Here is a 22,175-nt window from a genome sequence, read left to right as displayed (position 1 = left end):
TGCACGTTGACGGAAATCCCTCCGCCTGTTGCGGCGGACGGTACTGCTGCATGAATCAGTCTGACTTCGCCCGGTTGCCGAACGCGTTGGCGCCCGACTCGTAATTGCCCGACGCGAAACAGAGCGAGGTCAATTCGTTCTCGTAGCGGATGCCCTGCTCGACGCTCATCGACAGCGCCGCGCGCACGGCGGCCTTGACCGATTGCGTCGCGATGGGGCTGAACTCGGCCATCTTGCGGCATAGCGCCATGGCGCTATCGACGACTTCCGCGTCTTCCACCACCATCTCGACCAGCCCGATATCGCGCGCTTCGTTGGCGTCGATGGTATCGCCCGTCAATAGCAGACGCATGGCCTGACCGTAACCGACGAGACGCGGCAGCATCTGCGACGCGCCGCCGCCGCCCACCCAGCCGCGCAGCACTTCGGGCGCGCCGAACTTCGCGCTCTTGCCCGCGACCCGGATATCCGCGCCGAGCATCATCTCCAGCCCGCCGCCCAGCACCCAGCCCTTCAAGGCCGCGACGACGGGCTTGGTGAAGTCGCGCACCACCATCGCGTAGTCGGTGCGCGCACGAAACTCCCACGCCGTCTGGTACGTCTTGAGCGAGTGCAGGTCGCTGCCCGCGCTGAACGCGCGCTCGCCTTCGCCGCGCAGCAGCACGACGCGGATCGCCGCATCGCGCTCGATGTCCTGACGGATCTCGACCAGCGCCTGCGTCATCTCGGGCGTCATCGAGTTCATCTTCTCCGGACGGTTGATGACGATCTCGGCCACCGCGCCGTGACGCCGCACCACCATGTTCACCTGCATCGCGCCTCCTGTTTTATCGACCGCCGGAGCAGTCTCGCGCTGTTCGCGTTTTCCCTCATACTTACTTACTAGTAAGTAGCTTTAGCGGACATTATCATCAATCCCGGGCGTCATGCAACGGAAATTTGAGGCGCAGCGAACGAAGGCGGCGCAGTGCTTTTTCGGCAAGGACGGCCAAGGGAAAAGAATGAGGGTCGTGTAAAATCAGCCGCGGAAAAGTGCCGGATCGCAGAACGCGGCATGCTCCGGTTCCCGCCCGTCACGCCCGTTTCTTCTCGCCCCGTGTGAGGCCCAGTCAACCCTCCGATCCTCACCGAGGTGCCACGTTGAGTCAGACCACAGCAGCCGCGAAACCCGCGAAGCCCGCGAAAGCCACCAAGGCCGGCAAGGGCGACCCGAGCGCCGCCGCGCCGAAGCGCTCGTCGATGTACGACAGCATCAAGGACCTGGCGAAGCGGCTCCTGATCGCGCACGGCTATCACAAGACAACGTTTGGCGTGATCGCCAAGGAACTCGGCATCACCACGACCAACATCCACTATCACTTCGGCAACAAGAACAGCCTCGTCGAGGAAGTGGTGAAGGACTACGTGGCGGGCGCCACGGAAGGCCAGAAGAAGATCTGGCTCGATGAAGCGCTCTCCTTGCAGGACAAGTTGCAGGCCGAGATCGGCTACAACCGCAGCCTGTTCCGCAAATACAATCCCGGCGGCAAGACACGCAAGCCGTGGAGCCTGATCGGACGCCTGCGCATGGAAAGCGACGTGCTGACCGACGAAGCGCGCGCCGCGCTCGCGGGCTTCACCACCGAGATTCACGCGGCGGTCGAAGTGGCCGTCGAGCAAGCGAGCCGCAGCGGTGAACTCAAACGCGATACGCCGAAGGAAGACCTGATTCTTCTGCTGACGCATCTGATCGACAGCCTCTCGGTGTTCGCGCAGGACGCGGGCGGCTTCGAACGCGTCGAACAGTTCATGAACTCGTTCTCGCGCGTCGTGCTCGCGAAATACACCCGGTAAGTCTCTCGTACACGCTGCGGATCGCCCAGTCGGCGTTAAGCCTACTGGACAATTAGATCGATCTACCTTAATGTCTTCGCACGGAGACATTCTATGAACGAGACTGGCTTTGGCATTGCCGTCGTGGGCGCGGGCATGGCATCCGCGCCGCATCTGGCGGGGCTGCTCGACTTGCAGGACCGGGTGAGCGTGCGTCACGTCGTGGCGCGCTCGGCGGAACGCGCGGGCGCCTTCGCCAGCCGCTTCCCGCACGCGCGCGTCACGCTGGATCTGGACACGGCCCTCAACGACGAACACGTGAGCGGCGTGCTGCTGCTGACACCGCCGAACACGCATCTCGAACTCGGCGCGCGGATCGCGGCGGCGGGCAAGCATCTGCTGGTGGAGAAGCCCATCGACGTCACCACTGCGCGCGCACGCGAACTGGTTGCGTGTTGCGAGCAGCATGGCATCGTCGCGGCGGCGGTGTTGCAGCACCGTACGCGCGATGCAGCGCGCAAGCTGCGCCAGTTGCTCGATGCACGCGCGCTCGGCGAGATTCACAGCGTTAGCGTGGCTGTGCCGTGGTGGCGTCCGCAGTCCTATTACGACGAAGCGGGGCGCGGCACGCTCGCGCGCGACGGCGGCGGTGTGTTGATGACCCAGGCCATCCATACGCTGGACCTGTTCGTGTGGCTCGTCGGGCTGCCGGATGAAGTCTTCGCCTATGCGGTCACCAGTCCCGCGCACCGGATGGAATGCGAGGACACGGTCGCGGGCGTCATGCGCTATCGCAATGGCTGTGTGGCATCGCTGCACGCCAGCACGGCCATCTATCCCGGCTTTCCCGAACGCATCGAGATCAGCGGCAGCAAGGGCGGCGCCACGCTCGGCGGCGGCAAGCTCAGCGTGCAATACATGGACGGCTCGGCGCTCGAAGAAGGCGAAACGGCCTCGCTCGGTTCTGGCGCGGACCCGATGGCCTTCTCGCATCATGCACACCGGGCCGTGATGGCCAGCTTCGTCGAGGCCGCAACGCGCGGCGTCGAACCGGTTGCCTCGTTGCGCAGCGCACTGGATGTCCATGTGCTGATCGATGCGCTGATCGCTTCGTCGGCCGCCCGCCAACCCATGCACGTCAGCCCAGGTTCGACATCATGACTTCTGCCCTGAATGCCGCCGTTAGCGGTGACACACGCCTGTTCGCCATTGTCGGCGATCCGATTGCGCAGGCGCGCTCACCACTGGTGTTCAACGCCATCTTCCAGCGCATGGGCGTGAACGCAGTGCTCGTGCCGATGCAGATTCCAGCGGCATCGCTCGAAACCGCCATTGCCGGATTGAAGCGCATCGCCAATCTCGACGGCATCGTCGTCACGGTGCCGCACAAGATTGCGATGACCAGCTGGGTCGACCGGCTATTGCCGATCGCGCAGAAGGTCGGCGCCATCAATTGCATGCGCCGCGCGGAATCCGGCGAGTGGGTCGGCGAGATGTACGACGGCGAAGGCTTCACGCGCGGCCTGCGCAAGCAGGGCCACGACCCGCGCGGCATGGCCGTGTTCCAGGCCGGCGCGGGCGGCGCGGGCAAGGCGCTGGCGCACGCGCTTGCCAGCGCCGGCGTGAAGTCGCTGCGCCTGATCGATGTTGACCGAACGAAGCAGGACGCGCTCGTCGCGGAGATCGCGCAGGCGTATCCGCAGGTGAACGTCGCGTCCGGCGAACCTCAACCCAATGACGTAGACATGGTCGTCAACGCCACGCCCTGCGGCATGGCCGAAGGCGATGCGCTGCCCTTTTCCATCGAGCAACTGGACCGCAACGCGCTCGTGGCCGACATCATCATGAAGCCCGAATGGACGCCGCTGCTGCGCCGCGCTGAAGAACGCGGCCATCGCACGCATCTGGGAAGGCATTTGCTGGAGAACCAGGCGGAGATCGTCGCTGAATTCTTTGGCCTGAAACCGATGTAGTGCGCCCCGGCCGGCGCATCTGATTCATATACACTCCGGACATACGAATCTTCAAGCGCTCCCCATGTCCCGAGGCAAACCAGGCTCTCCCGTCACGCTGCTGGACATCGCCAACGAACTCGGCCTGTCCCGCGCCACGGTTTCCCTCGTGCTGCGCAATAGCCCCCGCATCTCCGAAGCCACGCGCGAACGCGTACTGGAAGCCTTCAAACGCCAGGGTTATGTTTACAACCGCCATGCGGCGGGCATGCGCAGCAACCAGACGCATACAGTCGGCGTGGTCGTCAACGACCTCGCCAATCCCTACTTCACGATGCTGGTCCGCGCCATCGAGGCGAGCCTCAGCACGAAGGGATTCATGACGCTGCTCGGCAACACCGACGAGTCACTCGACCGGCAAAGCCGCTTTCTCGAAACCGTGAGGCAGCACAACATCGACGGCCTCATCGTCTGTCCGACCGAATCCACCACGGCCGCGCAGATGCGCCAGGTGCTGGCGTGGGGCATCCCGTGCGTGTTTGCGTCGCGCTATGTGAGCGGACTTCAGGCCGATTACGTCGGCGTCGACAACCGCCGCGGCATGGCGCTCGCAACCTCGCATCTGATCGGGCTCGGCCACAAGCGCATTGCGATGATCGGCGGCATCATGCGCGCCTCCACCGGCAGCGACCGCGCCGAAGGCTATCGCGAAGCCTTGCAGGCCGCGAAGATCAAGTTCGACGAACGTCTGCTCGTGCCCTCGCCGCTCACGCGTTACGACGGCAAGCGCATCATCACCGAACTCTTGCGCCTGAAGAATCCGCCTACGGCTGTGGTCTGCGGCAACGACATCGTCGCGTTCGGCGTGATGCTCGGTCTGCGCGCGCACGGCATCGAACCGGGGCGCGACTTCGGCGTGGTCGGCTTCGACGACGTCCCCGAAGCCGCACTCTGGGAGCCGCCGCTCACCACGGTCCAGGTCTTGCAGGACGAAATCGGCCAGAGCGCCGCAGACCTCTTGCTCAAGCGCATGACGGAGCCGTCGCGCACCGTCACGCGCATCCTCTCCGACCCGGTGCTCATCATTCGCGGCACCTGCGGCGGACGTCCCGACGCGGCCTGATCGCTCGCTTTACCCCTTCGCCCGGTTCGGGTTTCCCTTATAAAAATCCGCTTGCGTCACACCGGCGCAGCCCCTAACCTTTCAGGTAGATCGATCTACTCAATCGACCTGACGGCCGGAAGCGTGTGCGCAAACACGACGGCCATAGGCCCATCCGTGCCGCCCGTCGTGCGTCACGACCACAAGAACCACAGGAATCCGACGCATGCGCGACTACCTCCTCTCTCGCAGAAAACTCCTGACGCTCACGGTCGCCTCGGCGGCGGCCGGTTGCCTGCCGCGTTTAGCCCGCGCGGACAGCCAGACGATCCGCATCGGCGACGTGGTGGACCGGCACAACCCGGAAGTGATCACCGAGAACCTGATGGCGAAGCGTCTCAAGGAGACCACCGGCTTCGACGCCCGCGTGTTCCCGGACGGCGTGCTCGGTTCGCACACCCGCATGAACGAGCAACTGCGCAATGGCACGCTGGAAATCACGGTGGCGAACGTGGCGGACCTCGAAGGCTATGACAAGCGCCTCGGTCTGTTCGCGATGCCCTTCGCGTTTCCGGATCGCAAGACGCTGTTCGCCGCGCAGGACGGCGCGCTGGGCGAGGCCTACGGCGGCATTCTGGAGAAGCTCGATTTCGTGCTGCTCGGCTGGTTCGATTCGGGTCTGCGCAGCGTCTACAACCGCACGCGCGCCATCAACGAACCGAACGACATGAAGGGTCTCAAGATCCGCACGCAGGGCAACCAGATCATGATCGCGACGTTCAACCAGTTCGGCGCGCAGGCCACGCCGCTGGACACGACGCAGATCTATTCGGCATTGCAGCAGGGCGTGGTGGACGGGGCCGAGAACTCGGTGACCTTCTTCGTCCAGCAGCATCACAGCGAGGTGGCGAAGCATTACTCGTACACCAATCACTTCTTCTCGATCGACCCGATGCTCGCCAGCAAGAAGTGGTTCGACTCGCTCGACCCGAAGAAGCAGGACGCCGTGAAGCAGGCCGCCGCGCAGGCCCAGCAGCACGAGCGCGACTTGTGGCTGGCGTCGGACGCGAAGTATCTCGCTGAAGCGAAGAAGAACGGCGTCGAATTCAACGACACGAACAGCGCCGCGTTCCGCGCAGCCGTCAAACCGATCTATGCCAAGTACCGCTCGAACTTCTCCGAACTGGCGAAGTACCTGCCGGACCTCTGATCAACCGCCCCAGGTGCCCGCCATGAAACCCGATTCGCGTTCCTCCGCGCGCAGGGACGGCATCAATCAGACTGCGCCGTTCCGCGTGCTCGCGAGCGTCGAAGATCTGTTGATCGCCGTTCTGGTCTTCGCGATCTTCTGCGTCGTGCTGGCGGGCATCGTGTCCCGCTTCGTCTTCCATGTGTCGCTCTCGTGGAACATCGAGGTCAGCGTCACGCTGATGATCTGGATGACTTTCATCGGCATCGCGGTCGGCGTGCGCGACCGGGTGCACGTGGCCTTCGAACTGTTCGAAGACCGGCTCTCGGGCCGCTGGCTCGTGCTTGCGTCGCTTGTACAAATGCTCTTGATGGGCGCGCTGCTCGTCGCGCTCGCGTGGGGCGGCTGGCAGTTCATGCAACTGGGCTTCGACCAGATCACGCCGAGCGGCATCCCGCAATGGATCTCGTTCGCCGCCATCCCGGCCGGCAGCGCGCTGGGCCTGCTGCATCTGCTGGCGCATGCCTGGGACCTGCTCGCCCATGCCGATGCCGACCATGCTCATGCCCACGCACACGGCTCCGCCGAAACGAGGACGCAATGATTCTGACCATCGGACTTCTCGCGCTGTTCGTGCTGGCGGGCGCGCCGATCATCGCGTCGCTGGGCGTGGTCGGCACCATCGACGGCCTGATGCAGGGCCTGCCGCTCACCAACATCGCGCAGGCGATGTATCACGGCGTGGACTCGTTCACGCTGCTCGCCGTGCCGCTGTTCATCCTTGCCGGCGAGATCCTGTTTCACTCGGGCTCGGCCGGCAAGCTGGTCAGCTTCATGAACCTGTTGGTGGGCCGCGTGCCGGGCGGACTGGGCGTCAGCGCCGTGGCTTCGACCATGGTGTTTTCCGGCCTGAGCGGCTCGGTCAACGCCGATGCCGCTGCCATCAGCTCGGCCATGCTGCCTTCGATGGAGAAAGCCGGTTATCGCAAGGAATGGTCGTCGGCGATCATCGCGGCGGCGGCCGGCACCGGCATCCTGATTCCACCGTCGATCACCATCATCGTGCTCGCCACGGTCGCGAACATGTCGGTGACCAAGCTGTTCCTCGCGGCCACCTTGCCGGCCATTTTGGTCGGCGTCACGAAGATGTTCATCATCATGTACCGCGCGCGTTCGGAGCCGCCAGTGGCGCCGGTCCACATCAGCGTGCGCGAACTGGGCCGCGCCTTCCTGCTCGCGATCCCGGCCCTGGGCGCGCCCGTCATCATCCTCGGCGGCATTTTCATGGGTTTCTTCACCGCGACAGAATCGGCGGCGGCAGCAGTGGCCTACGTGACCATCATCACGCTGCTGCAACGCTCCATTCCGACGCGCGCCTGGTCCGGCATTCTCATCAAGGCGGGCCGCACCAGCGCCATCGTGCTGTCGCTGGTGGGCGTCGCGCAGATTCTCGGCTACATGCTGGCGTACAACTCGGTGGGCGAGCAGGTCGCCGAGTTCGCCTCGCACCTGACCGGCAACCGCTTCGTCTTCACGGTGTTCATCGTCGTCGTGTTCTGGCTGCTGGGCGCATTGCTCGACGGCATTCCCGCCCTCATCCTTTTGATCCCGCTGTTCCTGCCGATCGCACAGGACGCCGGTTACAGCGACGTGCACTTCGCGATCCTCGCCATTGCCATCGTGGGCATCTCGCTCGTGACGCCGCCGATCGGCACCGCATGCTTCATCGTCACCGGCGTCGCTAACATCAGGATGGTCAACCTGATGCGCCCGATGCTGCCCTTCATGGCGATCATGTTCGTCACCATCCTCCTGTTGGCCTTCGTGCCCGCGTTCTCCGAATGGCTTCCTCATCTTCTCTACTAGCGGCGCGCGCCGTCCGGCCGCTGGCGCTGATTACCGGCGCGCGACGCGGCATCGGCGCGGGCATCGCGGCGGAACTGGCGCGGCAGGGCTTCGATCTCGCGCTGCTCGACATCGCGGAAGACGGCGCTGACGAGGTTCTCGCTGCCGCCGAAGCGCACGGCGCACGGGCGGCCTTCTGGCAGCACGATCTCGCCGACAGCGGCGCGCATCGCGCGCTGGTCGAGCGCATCGTCGGGGCATGCGGGCCGATCGCCTGCCTGGTGAACAACGCGGGCGTGTCCGCCGACGCGCGCGGCGACCTGCTCGAACTCGGTGAACGCTCCTATGACAAGGTCATCGACATCAACATGCGCGGCACGTTCTTTTTCACGCAGGCCGTGGCGCGCCACATGGCAGAGGACACGCACCCTGCACAACACGCGCGCACCATCGTCACGGTGTCGTCGGTGAGCGCCGAACTGGCCTCGACGGAGCGCGGCGAATACTGCATGTCGAAGGCCGGCCTCGGCATGCTCACCAAGCTGTTCGCGCTGCGCCTCGCGCCGCTGGATATCGGCGTGTTCGAGATTCGCCCCGGCATCATCCGCACGCCGATGACCGAGGCCGTCGCCGCGCGCCATGACGAACGCATCGCCGACGGCGTCGTGCCGATGCGGCGCTGGGGCGTTCCGGCCGACGTCGCTTCAGCGGTCGCGGCGCTGGCCTCCGGACAGATGCAGTTCGCGACGGGCAGCGTGCTCAACATCGACGGCGCGCTGTCGGTTCCGCGCCTGTGAGCGCGTTCCCTCTTCTTCCGATTACCCCGGATAACGCCCTATGAACAGCTTGAAACTGCCCACATCGACCGGTGCGCTCGAGCGCTACACGCTTACCGGCACGCCGCTTCCAGAAGCTCGCCCCGCCGCGCCGTTCAACCGTATCGCGCTTTCGGCGGCGCACGTCGTGGCCGATCCGTTCGCGGACGTCGAACCGTCCGAGGGCGGCGCCATCGACTGGGACCGGACGCTCGAATACCGCCGCTATCTGGCGGGTTTGGGTCTGGGCATCGCCGAAGCAATGGATACCGCCCAGCGCGGCATGGGCCTGAGCTGGAAAGACTCGTTGCAACTGATCCGCCGCACGCGCGCCGAGTTGTCGGACAGTCCGGTGCCGGTCTTCAACGGCTGCGGCACCGATCATCTCGATCCCGCCTCCGTCACTTCGCTCGACGCCGTGGTGAGCGCCTGGCTCGAACAAGTCGATGCGATCCAGACCGCAGGCGGCCGCCTGATCCTGATGGCGAGCCGCGCGTTGGCCCGCGTGGCGCGCACGCCGGTGGACTATGTTTCGGTGTACCGGCGGGTGCTGGCGCAGGTGGACCAGCCAGTGATCCTGCACTGGCTCGGTGACATGTTCGATCCCGCGCTGGTCCGCTACTGGGGCGCCGATGACCTGAGCGCCGCGCGGGACGTCGCGCTCGAAGTGATGACGGAGTCCGCCTCGAAGATCGAGGGCATCAAGGTGTCGTTGCTGGACCGGCAACGCGAGATCGACATGCGCCGCCTGCTGCCCGCTGGCGTGAAGATGTACACCGGCGACGACTTCAACTACCCGGAATTGATTGCCGGCGACGAGCAAGGCTATTCGCACGCGCTGCTGGGTATCTTCGACGCCATCGCGCCTGCCGCATCGGCCGCGCTCGGCGAACTGGCCGCGGGACGGCGCGAGCGCTTCCTCGACATCCTCGCGCCCACGGTGCCGCTGTCGCGCCATATCTTCCGGTCGCCGACGCGCTTCTACAAGACCGGCATCGTCTTCCTTGCGCATCTGAACGGCCATCAGCCGCACATGACGATGCTGGCCGGCCATCAGGCCATGCGTCCGCTGCCGTACTTCGTCGAGCTATTCAAACTCGCCGATGCCGCCGGTCTGTTGCGGCAACCCGAACTCGCGGTCATGCGCATGAAAACTTTCCTCGCCGTCCACGGCGTCACCCAGGACTGAGGCGACGCGCATGGGACAGCTACTCGCACGCCGCGAAGATGCGGTGCTCACGCTGCAACTGAGCAACCCGGGCAAGGCCAACGCGCTCGACTTCGCGATGCTCGCCGCACTCGACGACGCCATCGCGCGCGTCGAGCAGGACGACACGATTCGCGCCGTCGTGCTGCACGGCACTGAAGGCGGCGTGTTCTCCTCCGGTGCCGATATCCGCGAATGGTCGGCGCTCGATCCGGAGGCCTTCGCGCAGCAATGGATCGGCAAGGGCAACGAGTTGTTCGGACGCTTCGAGCGCTTGCGTTGCCCGACCGTCGCCGTGATCGAGGGCCTGTGCTTCGGCGGTGGACTGGAACTGGCGCTGTGCTGCGATCTGCGGCTCGCCACCGACGTTGCCCGCCTGCGCTTCCCGGAAGTCGCCATCGGCGCCATTCCGGGCTGGGAAGGCGGCGACCGGCTGCAACGCATCGCGGGCCGGGGACGCGCGCTCGAAGCCGTGCTGCTGTCGCGGGAGATCGACGCGCAGACTGCACTGCACTGGGGCGTGCTCAACGAGGTCTGCGCGCCCGCGGACCTGCCTGCCCGCCTCACCGACTGGACCACGCGCCTGTGCCGCGTCTCGCCGCGCGCCGCCGCGCTGGCGAAGGCGCTGATCATCGACGACCACAAGGACGCCCGCACGGCCTATCCGGTGGCCGCGCTCGCGATCCGTTCCAGCGCGGACGCCGAACGCGGCATCCGCGCGTTCATCGACAAGACCACTGCTTCCTTCTGACACCATGAATCCACTCTTCCAGGGTACTCATCAACGTGCGTTCGGCACTTGGCCGCTGCAAGGTCAGGCGCTCCAGGACGCGTTGCGTATGGCGGTCGAAACCGGCTACCGCGCCATCGACACCGCGCAGATGTACGGCAACGAAGCCGATGTCGGTACAGCGCTGCAAGCCGTCGGCGTGACGCGCGAGGAGCTGTGCATCACGACCAAGATCGCGCCCGCCAACGACTCCGCCGAAGCCTTTTTGCCATCGCTGCGCGAGAGCCTCGCGAAGCTGCAAATCGATCGGGTCGATATCCTGCTGCTGCACTGGCCGCCCGCTCATGGAGATGTCGCGCCCTCGGTGCAACGGCTCGAAGAAGCGGTGCAGGCGGGCCTCGCGCGTCATATCGGCATCAGCAACTTCACCGCCGCGATGATGCGCACCGCGAAAGCCGCGACGAAGCGCCCGCTTATCACGAACCAGGTCGAGTTCCATCCGCTGCTCGATCAGCGCGTGCTGCTGCGCACCGCCACGGAAACGGGCATTCCGCTGTCGTCGTATTGCTCGGTGGCGCGCGGCGAGATCTTCAAATACCCGCTGTTCGAGGAGATCGGCGCGAGTTATGGCAAGACGGCCGCGCAGGCCGCGCTGCGCTGGATCCTGCAGAAGGGCGTGACCATCAACACGATGTCCACCCGGCGCGAAAACATCCAGGCCAATTTCGACGTGATGGACTTCACGCTGTCGAGCATCGACATGGATCGCATCGACGCGCTCAACTCGACGAATTACCGCATCGTCAATCGCGAGCGCATGCCCGACGCGCCCGACTTCGACTGAAGGAAACCTCATGACCCAAGCGCTGCTGTTCGAAGAGATCGAGCCGGGGCTCAGCTTCGCAACCTCGGGCATCGTCGTGACCGAGAGCCATGTGGTGCAGTTCGCCGGCCTTTCGGGCGACTTCTTCGACGTCCACATGGACGACGACTTCGCGCGCAGTGTCGGCTTCCCCGGCCGCATTGCGCATGGCCTGCTGTGCCTCGCGATGGTCGACGGACTGAAGAACCGCGCGGCCACCCGTCTCGCTTCGGTCGCGACGCTGGAATGGACCTATCGCTTCCACAAGCCGGTGATGATAGGCGACCGCATTCAGGGGCGCATCAGCGTGCTCGACAAGCGTCCGACGAAGCGCGCCGACCGGGGCATCGTGCGCTTGCAGGTTGAGGTGCGCAATCAGGACGACGTGGTGATTCAGGAAGGTGTCAACGTGCTGATGGTGCGGACGCGCGCGCACGCCGAAAAGACGAGCAACGAGGAACGATGAAATGAAGCAAGCCAATCTGGTTGACGCCGACACGATGGCGGCAGCGGTCTTCGACGGCGCGGTGATCGTGCTGAGCGGTTCGGGCGGCGGGCTGGTGGAGCCGGATCACATCGCGGCGGCCATCGAGCGGCGCTTTCTCGCGACGGGTCATCCCTGCGATCTCACGCTGATCCATGGCCTGGGCATCGGCGACGGCCGGGAAAGCGGTGTCAGCCGCTTTGCACACGAGGGCATGGTGCGGCGCGTGATCGGCGGCCACTGGACCTGGTCGAAGCGCATGCAGACGCTTGCGCGGGAAGAACGCATCGAGGCCTATACGCTGCCTGCCGGTGTGATCCAGACGCTGATCCGCGAAGCCGGTGCGGGCCGTCATGGACTCGTCACGCATATCGGCCTCGACACTTTCGCCGATCCGCGTCACGGCGGCGGCCGGGTCAACGCCCGCGCCCGCGAGGATCTGGTCGAGGTCGTCACGCTCGGCGGCAAGGAACTGCTCTGGTACAAGCCCTTGCGGATCGACTTCGCCATCGTGCGCGGCACCACGGCGGACGGGCAAGGCAATCTGACCTCGCGCGAGGAGCCCGCCGACATCGACGCCTTCGCCGCCGCGCTCGCCGCCCACAACAGCGGCGGCCGCGTGTTCGCCCAGGTGCGCGACGTATCTTCAACGCCGATCGCGCCCGCGCGCGCGGTCACGGTGCCGGGCGTGCTGGTCGATCAAATCTGCGTGCATGCGGAACAGAAGCAGACCACCGGCGCGGCCTATGACGCGGCCATCAGCGGCGAACTGGCCGCGCCCGGCACGCGCACGCCACCGCCGTTGCCCGAGGGCCTCCGCTATCTGATCGCGAAACGCGCCGCGCAGGAACTGGCGCCGGGCGCGTGCGTCAACTTCGGCTACGGCCTGCCCGATGGCATTCCCGCCGTCGCACACGCTGAAGGCCGCGAGATCAGCTGGACCGTGATCGAACAGGGCTCGCACAACGGCGAACTGCTGGGCGGCGATCTGTTCGGCGCGACGCGTCATCCGAGCGCGATCCTCAAATCCAACGACCAGTTTGACTTCTTCAGCGGCGGCGGCATCGACATTGCGTTTCTCGGCATGGGCGAACTGGACGCGCAAGGCAACGTCAACGTCTCGTGGCTGGGCGAGAACATCGTCGGGCCGGGCGGGTTTGTCGACATCACGCAGCGCACGCGCAAGGTGGTCTTCTGCGGCGCGTTCGAAGCCAAGGGACTGGAGGTGGAGCACGAAAACGGCAAGGTCCATATCCGCCGACATGGCGCGGTGCCGAAGCTGGTCGAGCAGGTGCGCCATATCACGTTCAGCGGCAAGCGTGCCCGCGCGGACGGCCAGCAAGTGCTCTACGTGACCGAGCGCGCCGTGTTCGAACTGACGGCTCAAGGCTTGCAGTTGATCGAGGTCGCGCCCGGCGTGGATCTCGTGCGCGACGTGTTGGAACGCATGCCCTTCGAGGTGGCGCTGCATCCGTCGCTGCGCGAGCGCGCGGCCACGGCGTAGGCGGGCTGAAGCGAAGCAGCGGTTAAATCACAGGCAGAAGGAGCACGGAAGCCGATGGACTTCACGCTGAGCGACACGCAGAAGATGCTGATCGAAACGGCGCGCCGCTTCGTGCGGACCGAATTGCAGCCGCTCGAACAACAGGTGGAGGACGAGGGCGCGCTGTCGCCGGAGCATGCGCGCGAATTGCAAAGGCGCGCTCAAGCACTCGGCCTGTTCGCGGTCAACATGCCCGCCGAACTGGGCGGCGGCGGACTGAACACGGTCGATGCCATGCTGTGCGAGGAACAGTTCGGCCATAGCTCGGACATCCTCGTGCGGCGCGCCTTCGGCAACGTCTACGACGCGCTGCTGGCCTGCGAGGGCGAGCAGATCGAGCGCTGGCTCGCGCCCGCGATCCGCGGCGAGCGCACATGCGGTCTCGCGATCACGGAAACCGGCGCGGGCTCGGACGCTCAAGCCATCAAAACCACGGCCCGCAAGACCGCGTCCGGCTGGGTGTTGAACGGCAGCAAGCACTTCATCAGCGACGCGCAATGGAGCGACTTCTTCCTCGTCTCGGCCCGCACTGGCGAACAGGAGATCTCGTTGTTCGTGGTGGACAAGGCGCTGCCCGGCTTCATCGTGGGCCGCGATCAACCGATGATGGGCCTGCGCGGCACGCCGCATCACGAGCTCTTCTTCGACGACGTCCCGCTGGAGCCGCTCGCGCTGCTCGGACGTGAAGGCGAGGGCTTCCGGCTCGCGATGCGGATGCTCGGCCGCGTGCGCCTCGCGCTGGTGGGCGCGCGCGGCATCGGCAAGGCAGCGCATGTGCTGGAGATGATGATCGGCTATGCGGGCGAGCGGCGGCAGTTCGGCGAACGCATCGGCGACTTCCAGATGATCCAGCAGCTCATCGCCGACAGCGTCATGGAGATCAACGCCGCGCGGCTGATGCTGCTCAACGCAGCCAGCATGATGGACGCGGGGCTGGACGCGCGCGACTGGATCGCGATGGTCAAGGTCCAGTCGTCAGAAACGCTCGGCCGCGTGGTGGACCGCGCGGTGCAGGTGTTCGGCGGCATGGGCTTCTGCAAGGAACTGGCCATCGAACGGTATTACCGCGATGCACGCGTCTACCGCATCTTCGACGGCACCTCGGAGATTCATCGCGGCATCATCGCGCGCAATGCGCTGAAGCGCGGCGCGGCATTGTTCGACCTGCACCGCTGAACACGCCTCCTCTTCCTCACGACATGAACAAACTCATCACCGCCGAAGCAGCAGCCCGGCTGATCCGCACGAACGATGTGGTCAGCATCAGTTCGTCCAGTGCGCTCGGCTGTCCGGACAAGGTACTGGCCGCCATCGGCGCGCGCTTCGAGCGCGAGGGCCAGCCGCGCAATCTCACGACGCTGAACCCGATCGCCGCCGGCGACATGTACGGCGTAAAGGGCATCGACCATCTCGCGCGGCCCGGGCTGCTCGCGCGCACGCTGGCGGGTTCGTATCCAAGCGGGCCTTCTTCGCTGCCGATGCCGGACATCTGGCGCATGATCGTCGAGAACCGGATCGAGGCCTACAACGTTCCGAGCGGCATCCTGTTCGACATGCATCGCGACGCCGCCGCGCGACGCCCCGGCGTGCTGACGAAAGTCGGCATGGGCACGTTCGTCGATCCGGAATTGCAAGGCTGCGCGATGAACGCCGCTGCGTCCGCGCGGCCGATCGTGCGGCGCGTGTCTTTCGACGGCGAGGACTGGCTCTACTTCCCCGCGCTCGTGTCGCGCGTGGCGATCATCCGCGCCACCACCGCCGACGAAGCAGGCAACCTGAGCTATGAGCACGAAGGCGCGCTGCTGGGCGGGATCGATCAGGCGCTGGCCGCGCGCAATCACGGCGGCATCGTGATCGCGCAGGTCAAGCGCGTGGTGAAGTCCGGCACGCTGCGTCCGCACGATGTGCGCGTGCCGTGCAATCTGGTGGATTACATCGTCGTGGATCCGGAACAGTGGCAGACCACCCAGACGCCCTACGACCCGGCAATCAGCGGCGAGATCGCGCTGCCGTCGAGCGCTTTCGAGCCTACGCCGTGGGGGCCGGAGAAAGTCATCGCCCGACGCGCGGCGATGGAACTCGCGCACGGCCATGCCGCCAACCTGGGCTTCGGCATCTCGGCGAATGTGCCGCGCATCCTGCTCGAAGAGGGCCTGCATGGCGCGGTGACATGGGCTATCGAGCAAGGCGCCGTCGGCGGCATGCCGCTGCTTGGCTTCGCGTTCGGCTGTGCGTCGAATGCGGATGCCATTGTGCCTTCGCCGAATCAGTTCACGTACTTCCAAGGCGGCGGCTTCGATATCGCGCTGCTGTCCTTCCTGCAAGTGGACAGCGACGGTAGCGTGAACGTCTCGCGGCTCGCGTCGAAACCGTATCTGACTGCCGGCTGCGGCGGCTTCGTCGATATCACAGCCCACGCGCGGCGCATCGTGTTTTCCGGCTTCTTTACCGCTGGCGCGCAACTGCAAGCGGGCGGCGGCAAGCTCGCGATCCTGAAGGAAGGCCGCACCCGCAAGTTCGTGCAGGCCGCCGAGCAGATCACCTTCAGCGGGCGCATCGGTCGCGAGCGCGGGCAGCGCGTGACCTATGTCACCGAGCGCTGCGTCATCGACCTGCTCGAAGATGGCCTCACCGTGACCGAGATCGCGCCCGGCGTGGACCTGCAACGCGACATTCTCGAGCAAGCCGAAGTCGCGCTGAACGTGGCGACGGACCTGCGCACGATGGACCCCGCGCTGTTCACCGACGCGCCCTTCGGATTGCGCCTGAAAACCTCGCGAGACCCGCAATGACTGACCATTTTGTTTCCGTCGCCCGCGAGGCTTGCGTCGCCACCGTCACGCTGGAGCGGCCGGACAAGCTCAACGCGCTGACGCCCTCGATGCTGGAACGGCTGGAACAGATCGCCCGCGAATTCGAAGCCGACCATGAAACACGCGTCGTCATCCTCACGGGCGGCAGTGCCAAAGCGTTCTGCGTCGGCGCGGACATCAACGAATGGGCGACGCTCGAACCGCTCGACATGTGGCGGCGCTGGGTCCGCCGGGGACACCAAATCTTCGATCAATGGGCGCGGCTGCGTCAACCGGTGATCGCGGCGGTCAACGGCCATGCGTTCGGCGGCGGACTCGAACTGGCGATAACGGCCGACGTGCGCATCGCGGCCATGGAAGCCCGCTTTGCGCTGCCGGAAGCGTCCATCGCGACGTGCCCCGGATGGTCGGGCACGCAGCGGCTGGTGCGGCTCATCGGCGGGAGTCGCGCGAAGTATCTGGCGTTGAGCGGCATGCGCGTGAGTGCCGCCGATGCCCACGCCTGCGGGCTGGTTCATGAAGTCGTGCCGCGTGAGCAATTGACGGCGCGCGTGCATGAACTCGCGCTGGAGATGGCCGCGCGCGCGCCGGTTGCATTGCAGCTGACGAAACAATTGTTGAACGCCGCCAGCGGCGAGGAATCCGCTGCGACGCTTGAAGCAATGGCAGGCGCGCTCGCCGCGACCACGCAAGACGCGGCGGAAGGCATTCGCAGTTTCCGGGAGAAGCGTCCGCCGGTTTATGAGGGACGTTGACGCGATTCGAGCGCTTCAGCAGCACTCGAACAAACGCTCGCGGCAGACGCGCAGCGTTTCGTCGACGGGACGTGTCCACCAGTCCAGTCGCGAGAAAATCTCCACTTCCACCGGACCGTCGTAGCCCGCGCACTCCACGGCCGCGCGCAGGCGTTTGAGATCGATCACGCCATCGCCCATCATGCCCCGGTCCTGCAACGGGTCACGGGTTTCAAGCAGCCAGTCGCACACATGCAGCGCGAGAATGCGTTGCCCCGCGCGGGCGATCGCCGGCATCAGCGCCGGGTCCCACCACACATGGTAGGCATCGACGGCCACACCGAAACTGCCCGTGTGCGACGGGTCGAGCCGCTCGCACCAGTCGAGCGCCTGATCGAGCGTGTTGAGCAGGCTGCGGTCGGCGGCGTAGACCGGATGCAGCGGTTCGAGCGCGATGCGCACGCCGGTTTCGTCGATCGTCGGTTGCAAGGCGGCGAGGCCGTCAAGAATCTGCTCGCGGGCATCGTCGATGTCGCGCGAACCGGGCGGCAGGCCGCCCACCACCGCGACCAGCACCGGCGCACCGAGCACCGCCGCGGTTTCCAGCGCCCGGCGGTTCGAATCGAGCGCAGCGCGACGACCCGCCGCGTCAGGCGCCGCGAAGTACGCGGTGCGGCAATAGGCATTCACCTTCAGACCGGCCGCGCGAATCGCAGCGGCAGCAAGGTGCGGGCGCGTCTCGTCCACCTCATGACGCCACGGCGTGATCCATCCGAAGCCCTGTTCCGCGATCCGCGCCGCCGTCACGTCTATGGCCTCGCGATGGCCCAGCGTCGCCGTATTGATGCAGCAGAGATCGCCGCGTCCGTTCAGTTCGCGCATGGCGTGCCTCAGAAGCGCTGGATCATCAGGCCGCCGTCCACGCGCACTTCCTGCGCGACGGTATAGGGCAACAGTCCGGCCGCCATCGTGCGGATCACGCGCGCCACGTCGTCGGGCTGGCCCCAGCGCGGCGTCGCGGTCATGCCCTCGGCGATCAGCGCGTCGTATTTCGCCTTCGACGGCGCGGTCATCTCGGTCAGGATCAAACCGGGCTGCACCTCGAACACGCCGATTGCATGCGACGCCAGACGCAGCGCAAAGAGGCGCGCCGCCATCGACAGCGCGCTCTTCGACATGCAATATTCGCCGCGCTCGACCGAAGCGACCACCGCGTTCGACGACGTCACGAATACGATGCTGCGCGCGCCCTCGCCCGCGGGCGTCTGCTGCGTCATCTGCCGGGCCACGGCTTGAGTCAGGAAGAACGTGCCGCGCGTGTTGATGTCGAAGCAGCGGTCATAGCTTTGCGGATTCACGTCGAGCAGGTCGCCACGGTTGAGCACCGAAACGCCCGCATTGTTCACCAGACAGTCGATGCCGCCGAAGCGCGCCGTGACGGCCTCCAGCGCGCCCGCATGACGGTCGATGTCGCCGATGTCGAGATCCAGCGGCAGGCAGGCGCGCCCGAGCGCCTCGACTTCGGTGACGAGCGTCTGGAGACGCTCCGTGTCGCCAAGCGCGATGGCGGCGATATCGAATCCTTCCGCGGCCAGCGCCAGTGCGACGGCCCGTCCGATGCCGCGCGACGCGCCCGTGACGACTGCAGTTCTGCTCATGCTCATGCCTTCATTAACTGACGCGCAATGATGATGCGCTGGATCTGGTTCGTGCCTTCGTAGATCTGCGTGATCTTGGCGTCTCGGTACAGGCGCTCCACTTCGTAGCCACGAATATAGCCGCTGCCGCCGAAGATCTGAATGGCGTTGCTGGTGTGCTGAACGGCTGCGTCGCCAGCGAAGCACTTGGCCATCGAGGCAGCGGCGGTCGCTTCGAGGCCCGCGTCCATCTTGCTTGCGGCGGCGCGCACCAGCAGACGCGCCGCCTCGCCATCCTTGGCCATGTCGGCCAGCATGAACTGGACGGCCTGGAACTCGGCGATCGCCTGGCCGAACTGCTTGCGCATCTTCGCCTGTTCGATGCCCGCCTCCAGCGCCGCCTGGATGATGCCCACGGCCAGCGCACCGATGCCTACGCGCCCTTTGTCGAGCACGCTCATCATCATGTGAAAGCCGCGGCCTTCGGTGCCGAGCAGTGCATCGGCGGGCAGCCTGACTTCATCGAAATGCAGTTCGCCGACCTGCGACGCGCGCTGCCCCAGCTTGTGCTCCTTCGGTCCGCGCGACACACCGCGCGACGCGCAATCGACGATGAAGATGCTCATGCCACGCTTGCCCGCCGCGGGGTCCGTGCGGGCCAGCACGAGCGCCACGTCGGCGACGGGCGCGTTGTGAATCCACAGCTTGGAGCCGCTGAGCAGCCAGCCTTCGCCGTCGCGCACGGCCGTGGTCTTCACGCCGGAGACATCGCTGCCCGCGCCGGCCTCGGTGATGCAATACGCGCCCCGTGTTTCGGCACGCACCAGCGGTCCGAGCCAGCGGTCGATCTGCGCCGGCGTGCCGTGCCGGCTCAACAATGTACCCAGCAATTCGACCAGCCCGCACTGGTCCGCGACGGACGCATAGCCACGGCTCAACTCCTCCATCACGATGGCATACGCGAGGCAATCCAGCCCCGCGCCGCCCAGTGAATCCGGCACGGTGATGCCGAACAGGCCGGTCTCGCCCATCTGCCGGTAGATCTCCGCCGGAAAGCTTTCTTCGCGGTCCAGCCGCTCCGCTTGCGGACGAATGACTTCGTTGGCGAAGCGCCGGGCCATGTCGGCGACCTGTTGATGCTCGGTGGACAGAATCACCTCGTCTCCTCGGTTGTGAACCTGCGTTTCAGTGCCGTGATCGGCTGATCCGTGAGCGTTACTCTATGCCAAGTAGATCGATCTAGCAAGTCGATGAATTCACGGACGGATTGGCTGGACGCTGGCCGATCCAGCGCACTACCATACGGCTTGCTCAACTTGTTCCGAGGTCGAACGCGTGCTCAAGGAAACGATTTTTCGTGTCGAGGTGCAGTTCGGCGATTGCGATCCTGCGGGGATCGTGTTCTTCCCGAACTTCTCGCGCTGGATGGATGCCGCATCGCACGATTACTTCATGCAATGCGGTCTGCCGCCGTGGCGAAATCTGGAAGCATTGCCCGGTTGCGTCGGTGCGCCGCTGCTGGAAATCCACAGCCGCTTTCATGCGTCGGCCACGTATGGCGAGACGCTGGAGATTCATACGGCCACCGAGGAATGGCGCAACAAGGTCTTCATTCAGGCGCATCGCATCCTGCGCGGGGAGACGCTGATCTGCGAGTTTCGCGCGACGCGCGCGCTGTGCGTCAAGCAGGCGGATGGCACGCTCAAGGCGGTGGCGATACCGGAGTTCATTCGGGCGGCGTGTGAGTGAGAGACGTGTGCCGCATCGGGTATCTGGGCAGCCACGCTTACAGCAAGCATGCAGCCTGCGCATCCTCGGGCAGCCCGAAGCAAGTTGCGCTACCCTCGCGTGCTGACGCCCGGGCCTTCGCCCGGCAAACACACAAGGGACGCCAAGAGACGATGACCCAGCGTGACACCATGAAAATCGCTCTGATCGGCCCGGGGGCGATCGGCACCACCGTCGCCGCCTCGCTGCATGAGGCTGGCCGCACGCCCACCCTGTGCGGCCGCTCCGCGCTCCCGCAACTGGAACTGCGCTTCGAAGGCGAGCGCATCATCGTGCCGGGACCGGTGCTGACCCGTCCGGAAGAGATCGCGGACACTTACGACCTGGTGTTCGTCGCCGTCAAGTCGACGCAGATCGAAGCCGCAGCGCCCTGGCTCTCCGTCCTGTGCCATGACAAGACCGTGGTCTGCGTGCTGCAGAACGGCGTCGAACAGCAGCAGCTCTTCGCGCCGTATCTGTCGGGCAATCCGGTGCTGCCTTCGGTCGTCTGGTTTCCCGCGCAACGCGAACCGGACGCCTCGGTGTGGCTGCGCCGCGAGGCGCGTCTCACCTTGCCGGACCTGCCGGAAAGCCGCCTCGTGATCGAAGCGCTGCACGGCACGCGCTGCCGGGCCGACATCGCCGAAGACTACACCTCCTTCGCCTGGCGCAAGCTGCTGCTGAATGCGGTTGCGGGCCTGATGGTGCTGAGCGGCCGCCGCGCCGGCATGTTTGCCCGTGACGATATCGCCGCGCTGGCGCTCGCTTACGCAAAGGAATGTCTCGCGGTGGCGCGGGCCGAGGGCGCGACACTGGATGATGAAGTGGCGCAGGAAGTCGTCGATGGCTTTCGCCGTTCGCCGGCCGACCTGGGCACGTCGATCCTCGCCGACCGGCAAGCGGGCCGCCCGCTCGAATGGGATTGCCGCAACGGCGTGGTGCAGCGCCGTGGCCGCGCGCACGGCATGGCGACACCCATCAGCGATCTCATCGTGCCGCTGCTGGCCGCCGCCAGCGACGGGCCGGGCTGAACGCCAACGCGCAACGTTAGCGCGGCCGCTGCGCGCCCCGCAACTGCCGCGCGTCCTTGGGCGCGAAGCCATAGAAGTCGCGGAACGAAGTCGTGAAGCTGGTCGGATGCTGATAGCCGACCGCCGCCGCGACCTCGCCCACGGACTGCCGTTCATCGACGAGCAGACGCAAGGCTTCCTGCATCCGCCGCCGCAGGCTGTAGTCGAACACGGTCACGCCATGCAGGAACTTGAAGCCGCGCTTCAGCTTGGACGAGTTCGTGCCCACCGCGCGCGCCAGATCGGGAATCGTCATGGTGCGCTTGAGGTCCGCGTCGATCATCGCGCGGGCGCGCTCCATCAGCGTCAGGTCGCGTGACGAGAGAATCTCGTCGGGTGCATCGCTCTGCAAGCCGTCGATCCATACACCGACGCTCGCATACAAGATCTCCATGCATTTCGCCTCGACAAACAACAGGTCACGCGCCCCTTGGTATGGACTCGCGAGCAGCCGCTCGATGGCCTGCACCGCGTCCAGCGTAAGACGCATCCGGCGGTGATACAACTCGTCGGGCTGCACGGCGGCCAGGCGCGCGCGGATGACCTCGCCTTCGCCGCCCAGCGCGTCGAGCACGCGCCGGAAGCACGAAGGCGCGACATACAGCGCAAGCGC

23 protein-coding genes are annotated in these 22,175 nt (G+C 65.8%); 18 read left to right on the top strand and 5 right to left on the bottom strand.

All coding sequences use genetic code 11. The features are described from left to right. Window positions 1–55: 55 nt before the first annotated feature. Complete coding sequence (locus QCE63_RS15235; RefSeq protein ID WP_309834132.1) at window positions 56–814, bottom strand: enoyl-CoA hydratase/isomerase family protein; 759 nt, start codon at window positions 812–814, stop codon at window positions 56–58. A gap of 326 nt (window positions 815–1,140) precedes the next feature. Between QCE63_RS15235 and QCE63_RS15230 the strand changes: the two genes are divergently transcribed. From QCE63_RS15230 to QCE63_RS15155, 16 genes are all read left to right on the top strand, one after another. Then, window positions 1,141–1,833, top strand: coding sequence for a TetR/AcrR family transcriptional regulator (locus tag QCE63_RS15230; RefSeq protein WP_309834131.1), 693 nt, complete (start codon window positions 1,141–1,143; stop codon window positions 1,831–1,833). Window positions 1,834–1,926: 93 nt separating this feature from the next. Beyond that, window positions 1,927–2,973 carry a Gfo/Idh/MocA family oxidoreductase gene (locus QCE63_RS15225; protein WP_309834130.1) on the top strand — a complete coding sequence of 349 codons (1,047 nt, stop codon included), beginning with the start codon at window positions 1,927–1,929 and terminating at the stop codon, window positions 2,971–2,973. Next, window positions 2,970–3,785, top strand: coding sequence for a shikimate dehydrogenase (locus tag QCE63_RS15220; RefSeq protein ID WP_309834129.1), 816 nt, complete (start codon window positions 2,970–2,972; stop codon window positions 3,783–3,785). The genes QCE63_RS15225 and QCE63_RS15220 overlap by 4 nt, the downstream gene beginning before the upstream one ends. A 64-nt stretch (window positions 3,786–3,849) precedes the next feature. Continuing rightward, window positions 3,850–4,887, top strand: a complete 1,038-nt coding sequence (locus QCE63_RS15215) for a LacI family DNA-binding transcriptional regulator (protein ID WP_309834128.1) — start codon at window positions 3,850–3,852, stop codon at window positions 4,885–4,887. A 205-nt stretch (window positions 4,888–5,092) separates the two neighbouring features. Next, the gene (locus tag QCE63_RS15210) at window positions 5,093–6,076 is read left to right on the top strand and encodes a TRAP transporter substrate-binding protein (RefSeq protein WP_309834127.1); all 984 of its coding nucleotides are present in this window, start codon (window positions 5,093–5,095) and stop codon (window positions 6,074–6,076) included. Between the two features lie 22 nt (window positions 6,077–6,098). After that, complete coding sequence (locus QCE63_RS15205; RefSeq protein ID WP_309834125.1) at window positions 6,099–6,659, top strand: TRAP transporter small permease; 561 nt, start codon at window positions 6,099–6,101, stop codon at window positions 6,657–6,659. Beyond that, entirely contained in the window at window positions 6,656–7,921 is a 1,266-nt protein-coding gene (locus QCE63_RS15200) for a TRAP transporter large permease (protein WP_309834123.1), read from the top strand. The genes QCE63_RS15205 and QCE63_RS15200 overlap by 4 nt, the downstream gene beginning before the upstream one ends. Continuing rightward, window positions 7,897–8,697, top strand: coding sequence for a 3-ketoacyl-ACP reductase (locus QCE63_RS15195; protein ID WP_309834122.1), 801 nt, complete (start codon window positions 7,897–7,899; stop codon window positions 8,695–8,697). The genes QCE63_RS15200 and QCE63_RS15195 overlap by 25 nt, the downstream gene beginning before the upstream one ends. Before the next feature lie 40 nt (window positions 8,698–8,737). Further along, window positions 8,738–9,904, top strand: a complete 1,167-nt coding sequence (locus QCE63_RS15190; RefSeq protein ID WP_309834119.1) for a dihydrodipicolinate synthase family protein — start codon at window positions 8,738–8,740, stop codon at window positions 9,902–9,904. 10 nt (window positions 9,905–9,914) lie between these two features. After that, complete coding sequence (locus QCE63_RS15185; protein WP_309834118.1) at window positions 9,915–10,673, top strand: enoyl-CoA hydratase/isomerase family protein; 759 nt, start codon at window positions 9,915–9,917, stop codon at window positions 10,671–10,673. Between the two features lie 4 nt (window positions 10,674–10,677). Next, a complete protein-coding gene (locus tag QCE63_RS15180; protein ID WP_309834116.1) occupies window positions 10,678–11,496 on the top strand; it encodes an aldo/keto reductase in 819 nt (272 codons plus the stop codon). Window positions 11,497–11,506: 10 nt separating this feature from the next. Further along, a complete protein-coding gene (locus QCE63_RS15175; RefSeq protein ID WP_309834115.1) occupies window positions 11,507–11,980 on the top strand; it encodes a MaoC family dehydratase in 474 nt (157 codons plus the stop codon). 1 nt (window position 11,981) lies between these two features. Beyond that, complete coding sequence (locus QCE63_RS15170) at window positions 11,982–13,502, top strand: CoA-transferase (RefSeq protein WP_309834113.1); 1,521 nt, start codon at window positions 11,982–11,984, stop codon at window positions 13,500–13,502. A 54-nt stretch (window positions 13,503–13,556) separates the two neighbouring features. Then, window positions 13,557–14,717 carry an acyl-CoA dehydrogenase gene (locus tag QCE63_RS15165; protein WP_309834111.1) on the top strand — a complete coding sequence of 387 codons (1,161 nt, stop codon included), beginning with the start codon at window positions 13,557–13,559 and terminating at the stop codon, window positions 14,715–14,717. Window positions 14,718–14,740: 23 nt separating this feature from the next. Further along, window positions 14,741–16,333, top strand: a complete 1,593-nt coding sequence (locus QCE63_RS15160; RefSeq protein WP_309834109.1) for an acyl CoA:acetate/3-ketoacid CoA transferase — start codon at window positions 14,741–14,743, stop codon at window positions 16,331–16,333. After that, window positions 16,330–17,109 carry an enoyl-CoA hydratase/isomerase family protein gene (locus QCE63_RS15155; RefSeq protein WP_309834107.1) on the top strand — a complete coding sequence of 260 codons (780 nt, stop codon included), beginning with the start codon at window positions 16,330–16,332 and terminating at the stop codon, window positions 17,107–17,109. The genes QCE63_RS15160 and QCE63_RS15155 overlap by 4 nt, the downstream gene beginning before the upstream one ends. A 15-nt stretch (window positions 17,110–17,124) precedes the next feature. On the opposite strand, the gene QCE63_RS15150 is transcribed toward QCE63_RS15155, so the two are convergent. From QCE63_RS15150 to QCE63_RS15140, 3 genes are read right to left on the bottom strand one after another with little or no spacing between them, the layout of a single operon-like run. Then, complete coding sequence (locus QCE63_RS15150) at window positions 17,125–17,970, bottom strand: sugar phosphate isomerase/epimerase family protein (protein WP_309834106.1); 846 nt, start codon at window positions 17,968–17,970, stop codon at window positions 17,125–17,127. An 8-nt stretch (window positions 17,971–17,978) separates the two neighbouring features. Further along, on the bottom strand, window positions 17,979–18,746 hold the full coding sequence (locus QCE63_RS15145; protein ID WP_309834104.1) for a 3-ketoacyl-ACP reductase: 768 nt from the start codon (window positions 18,744–18,746) through the stop codon (window positions 17,979–17,981). 2 nt (window positions 18,747–18,748) lie between these two features. Continuing rightward, entirely contained in the window at window positions 18,749–19,882 is a 1,134-nt protein-coding gene (locus QCE63_RS15140) for an acyl-CoA dehydrogenase family protein (protein ID WP_309834102.1), read from the bottom strand. Window positions 19,883–20,060: 178 nt separating this feature from the next. Between QCE63_RS15140 and QCE63_RS15135 the strand changes: the two genes are divergently transcribed. Both QCE63_RS15135 and QCE63_RS15130 read left to right on the top strand, forming a co-directional pair. Beyond that, window positions 20,061–20,474, top strand: a complete 414-nt coding sequence (locus tag QCE63_RS15135; RefSeq protein WP_309834101.1) for a thioesterase family protein — start codon at window positions 20,061–20,063, stop codon at window positions 20,472–20,474. 152 nt (window positions 20,475–20,626) lie between these two features. Continuing rightward, window positions 20,627–21,523, top strand: coding sequence for an oxidoreductase (locus QCE63_RS15130; protein WP_309834100.1), 897 nt, complete (start codon window positions 20,627–20,629; stop codon window positions 21,521–21,523). Between the two features lie 16 nt (window positions 21,524–21,539). On the opposite strand, the gene QCE63_RS15125 is transcribed toward QCE63_RS15130, so the two are convergent. Then, window positions 21,540–22,136 (bottom strand): AraC family transcriptional regulator, encoded by a 597-nt coding sequence (locus tag QCE63_RS15125; RefSeq protein WP_309834097.1) that lies wholly within the window; start codon window positions 22,134–22,136, stop codon window positions 21,540–21,542. Window positions 22,137–22,175: the final 39 nt, after the last annotated feature.

Source organism: Caballeronia sp. LZ065 (assembly GCF_031450975.1).
Taxonomy (GTDB): Bacteria; Pseudomonadota; Gammaproteobacteria; order Burkholderiales; family Burkholderiaceae; genus Caballeronia.
The sequence above is the reverse complement of the archived record's forward strand: the minus strand, read 5'-3'. Positions and strand labels throughout refer to the sequence as shown.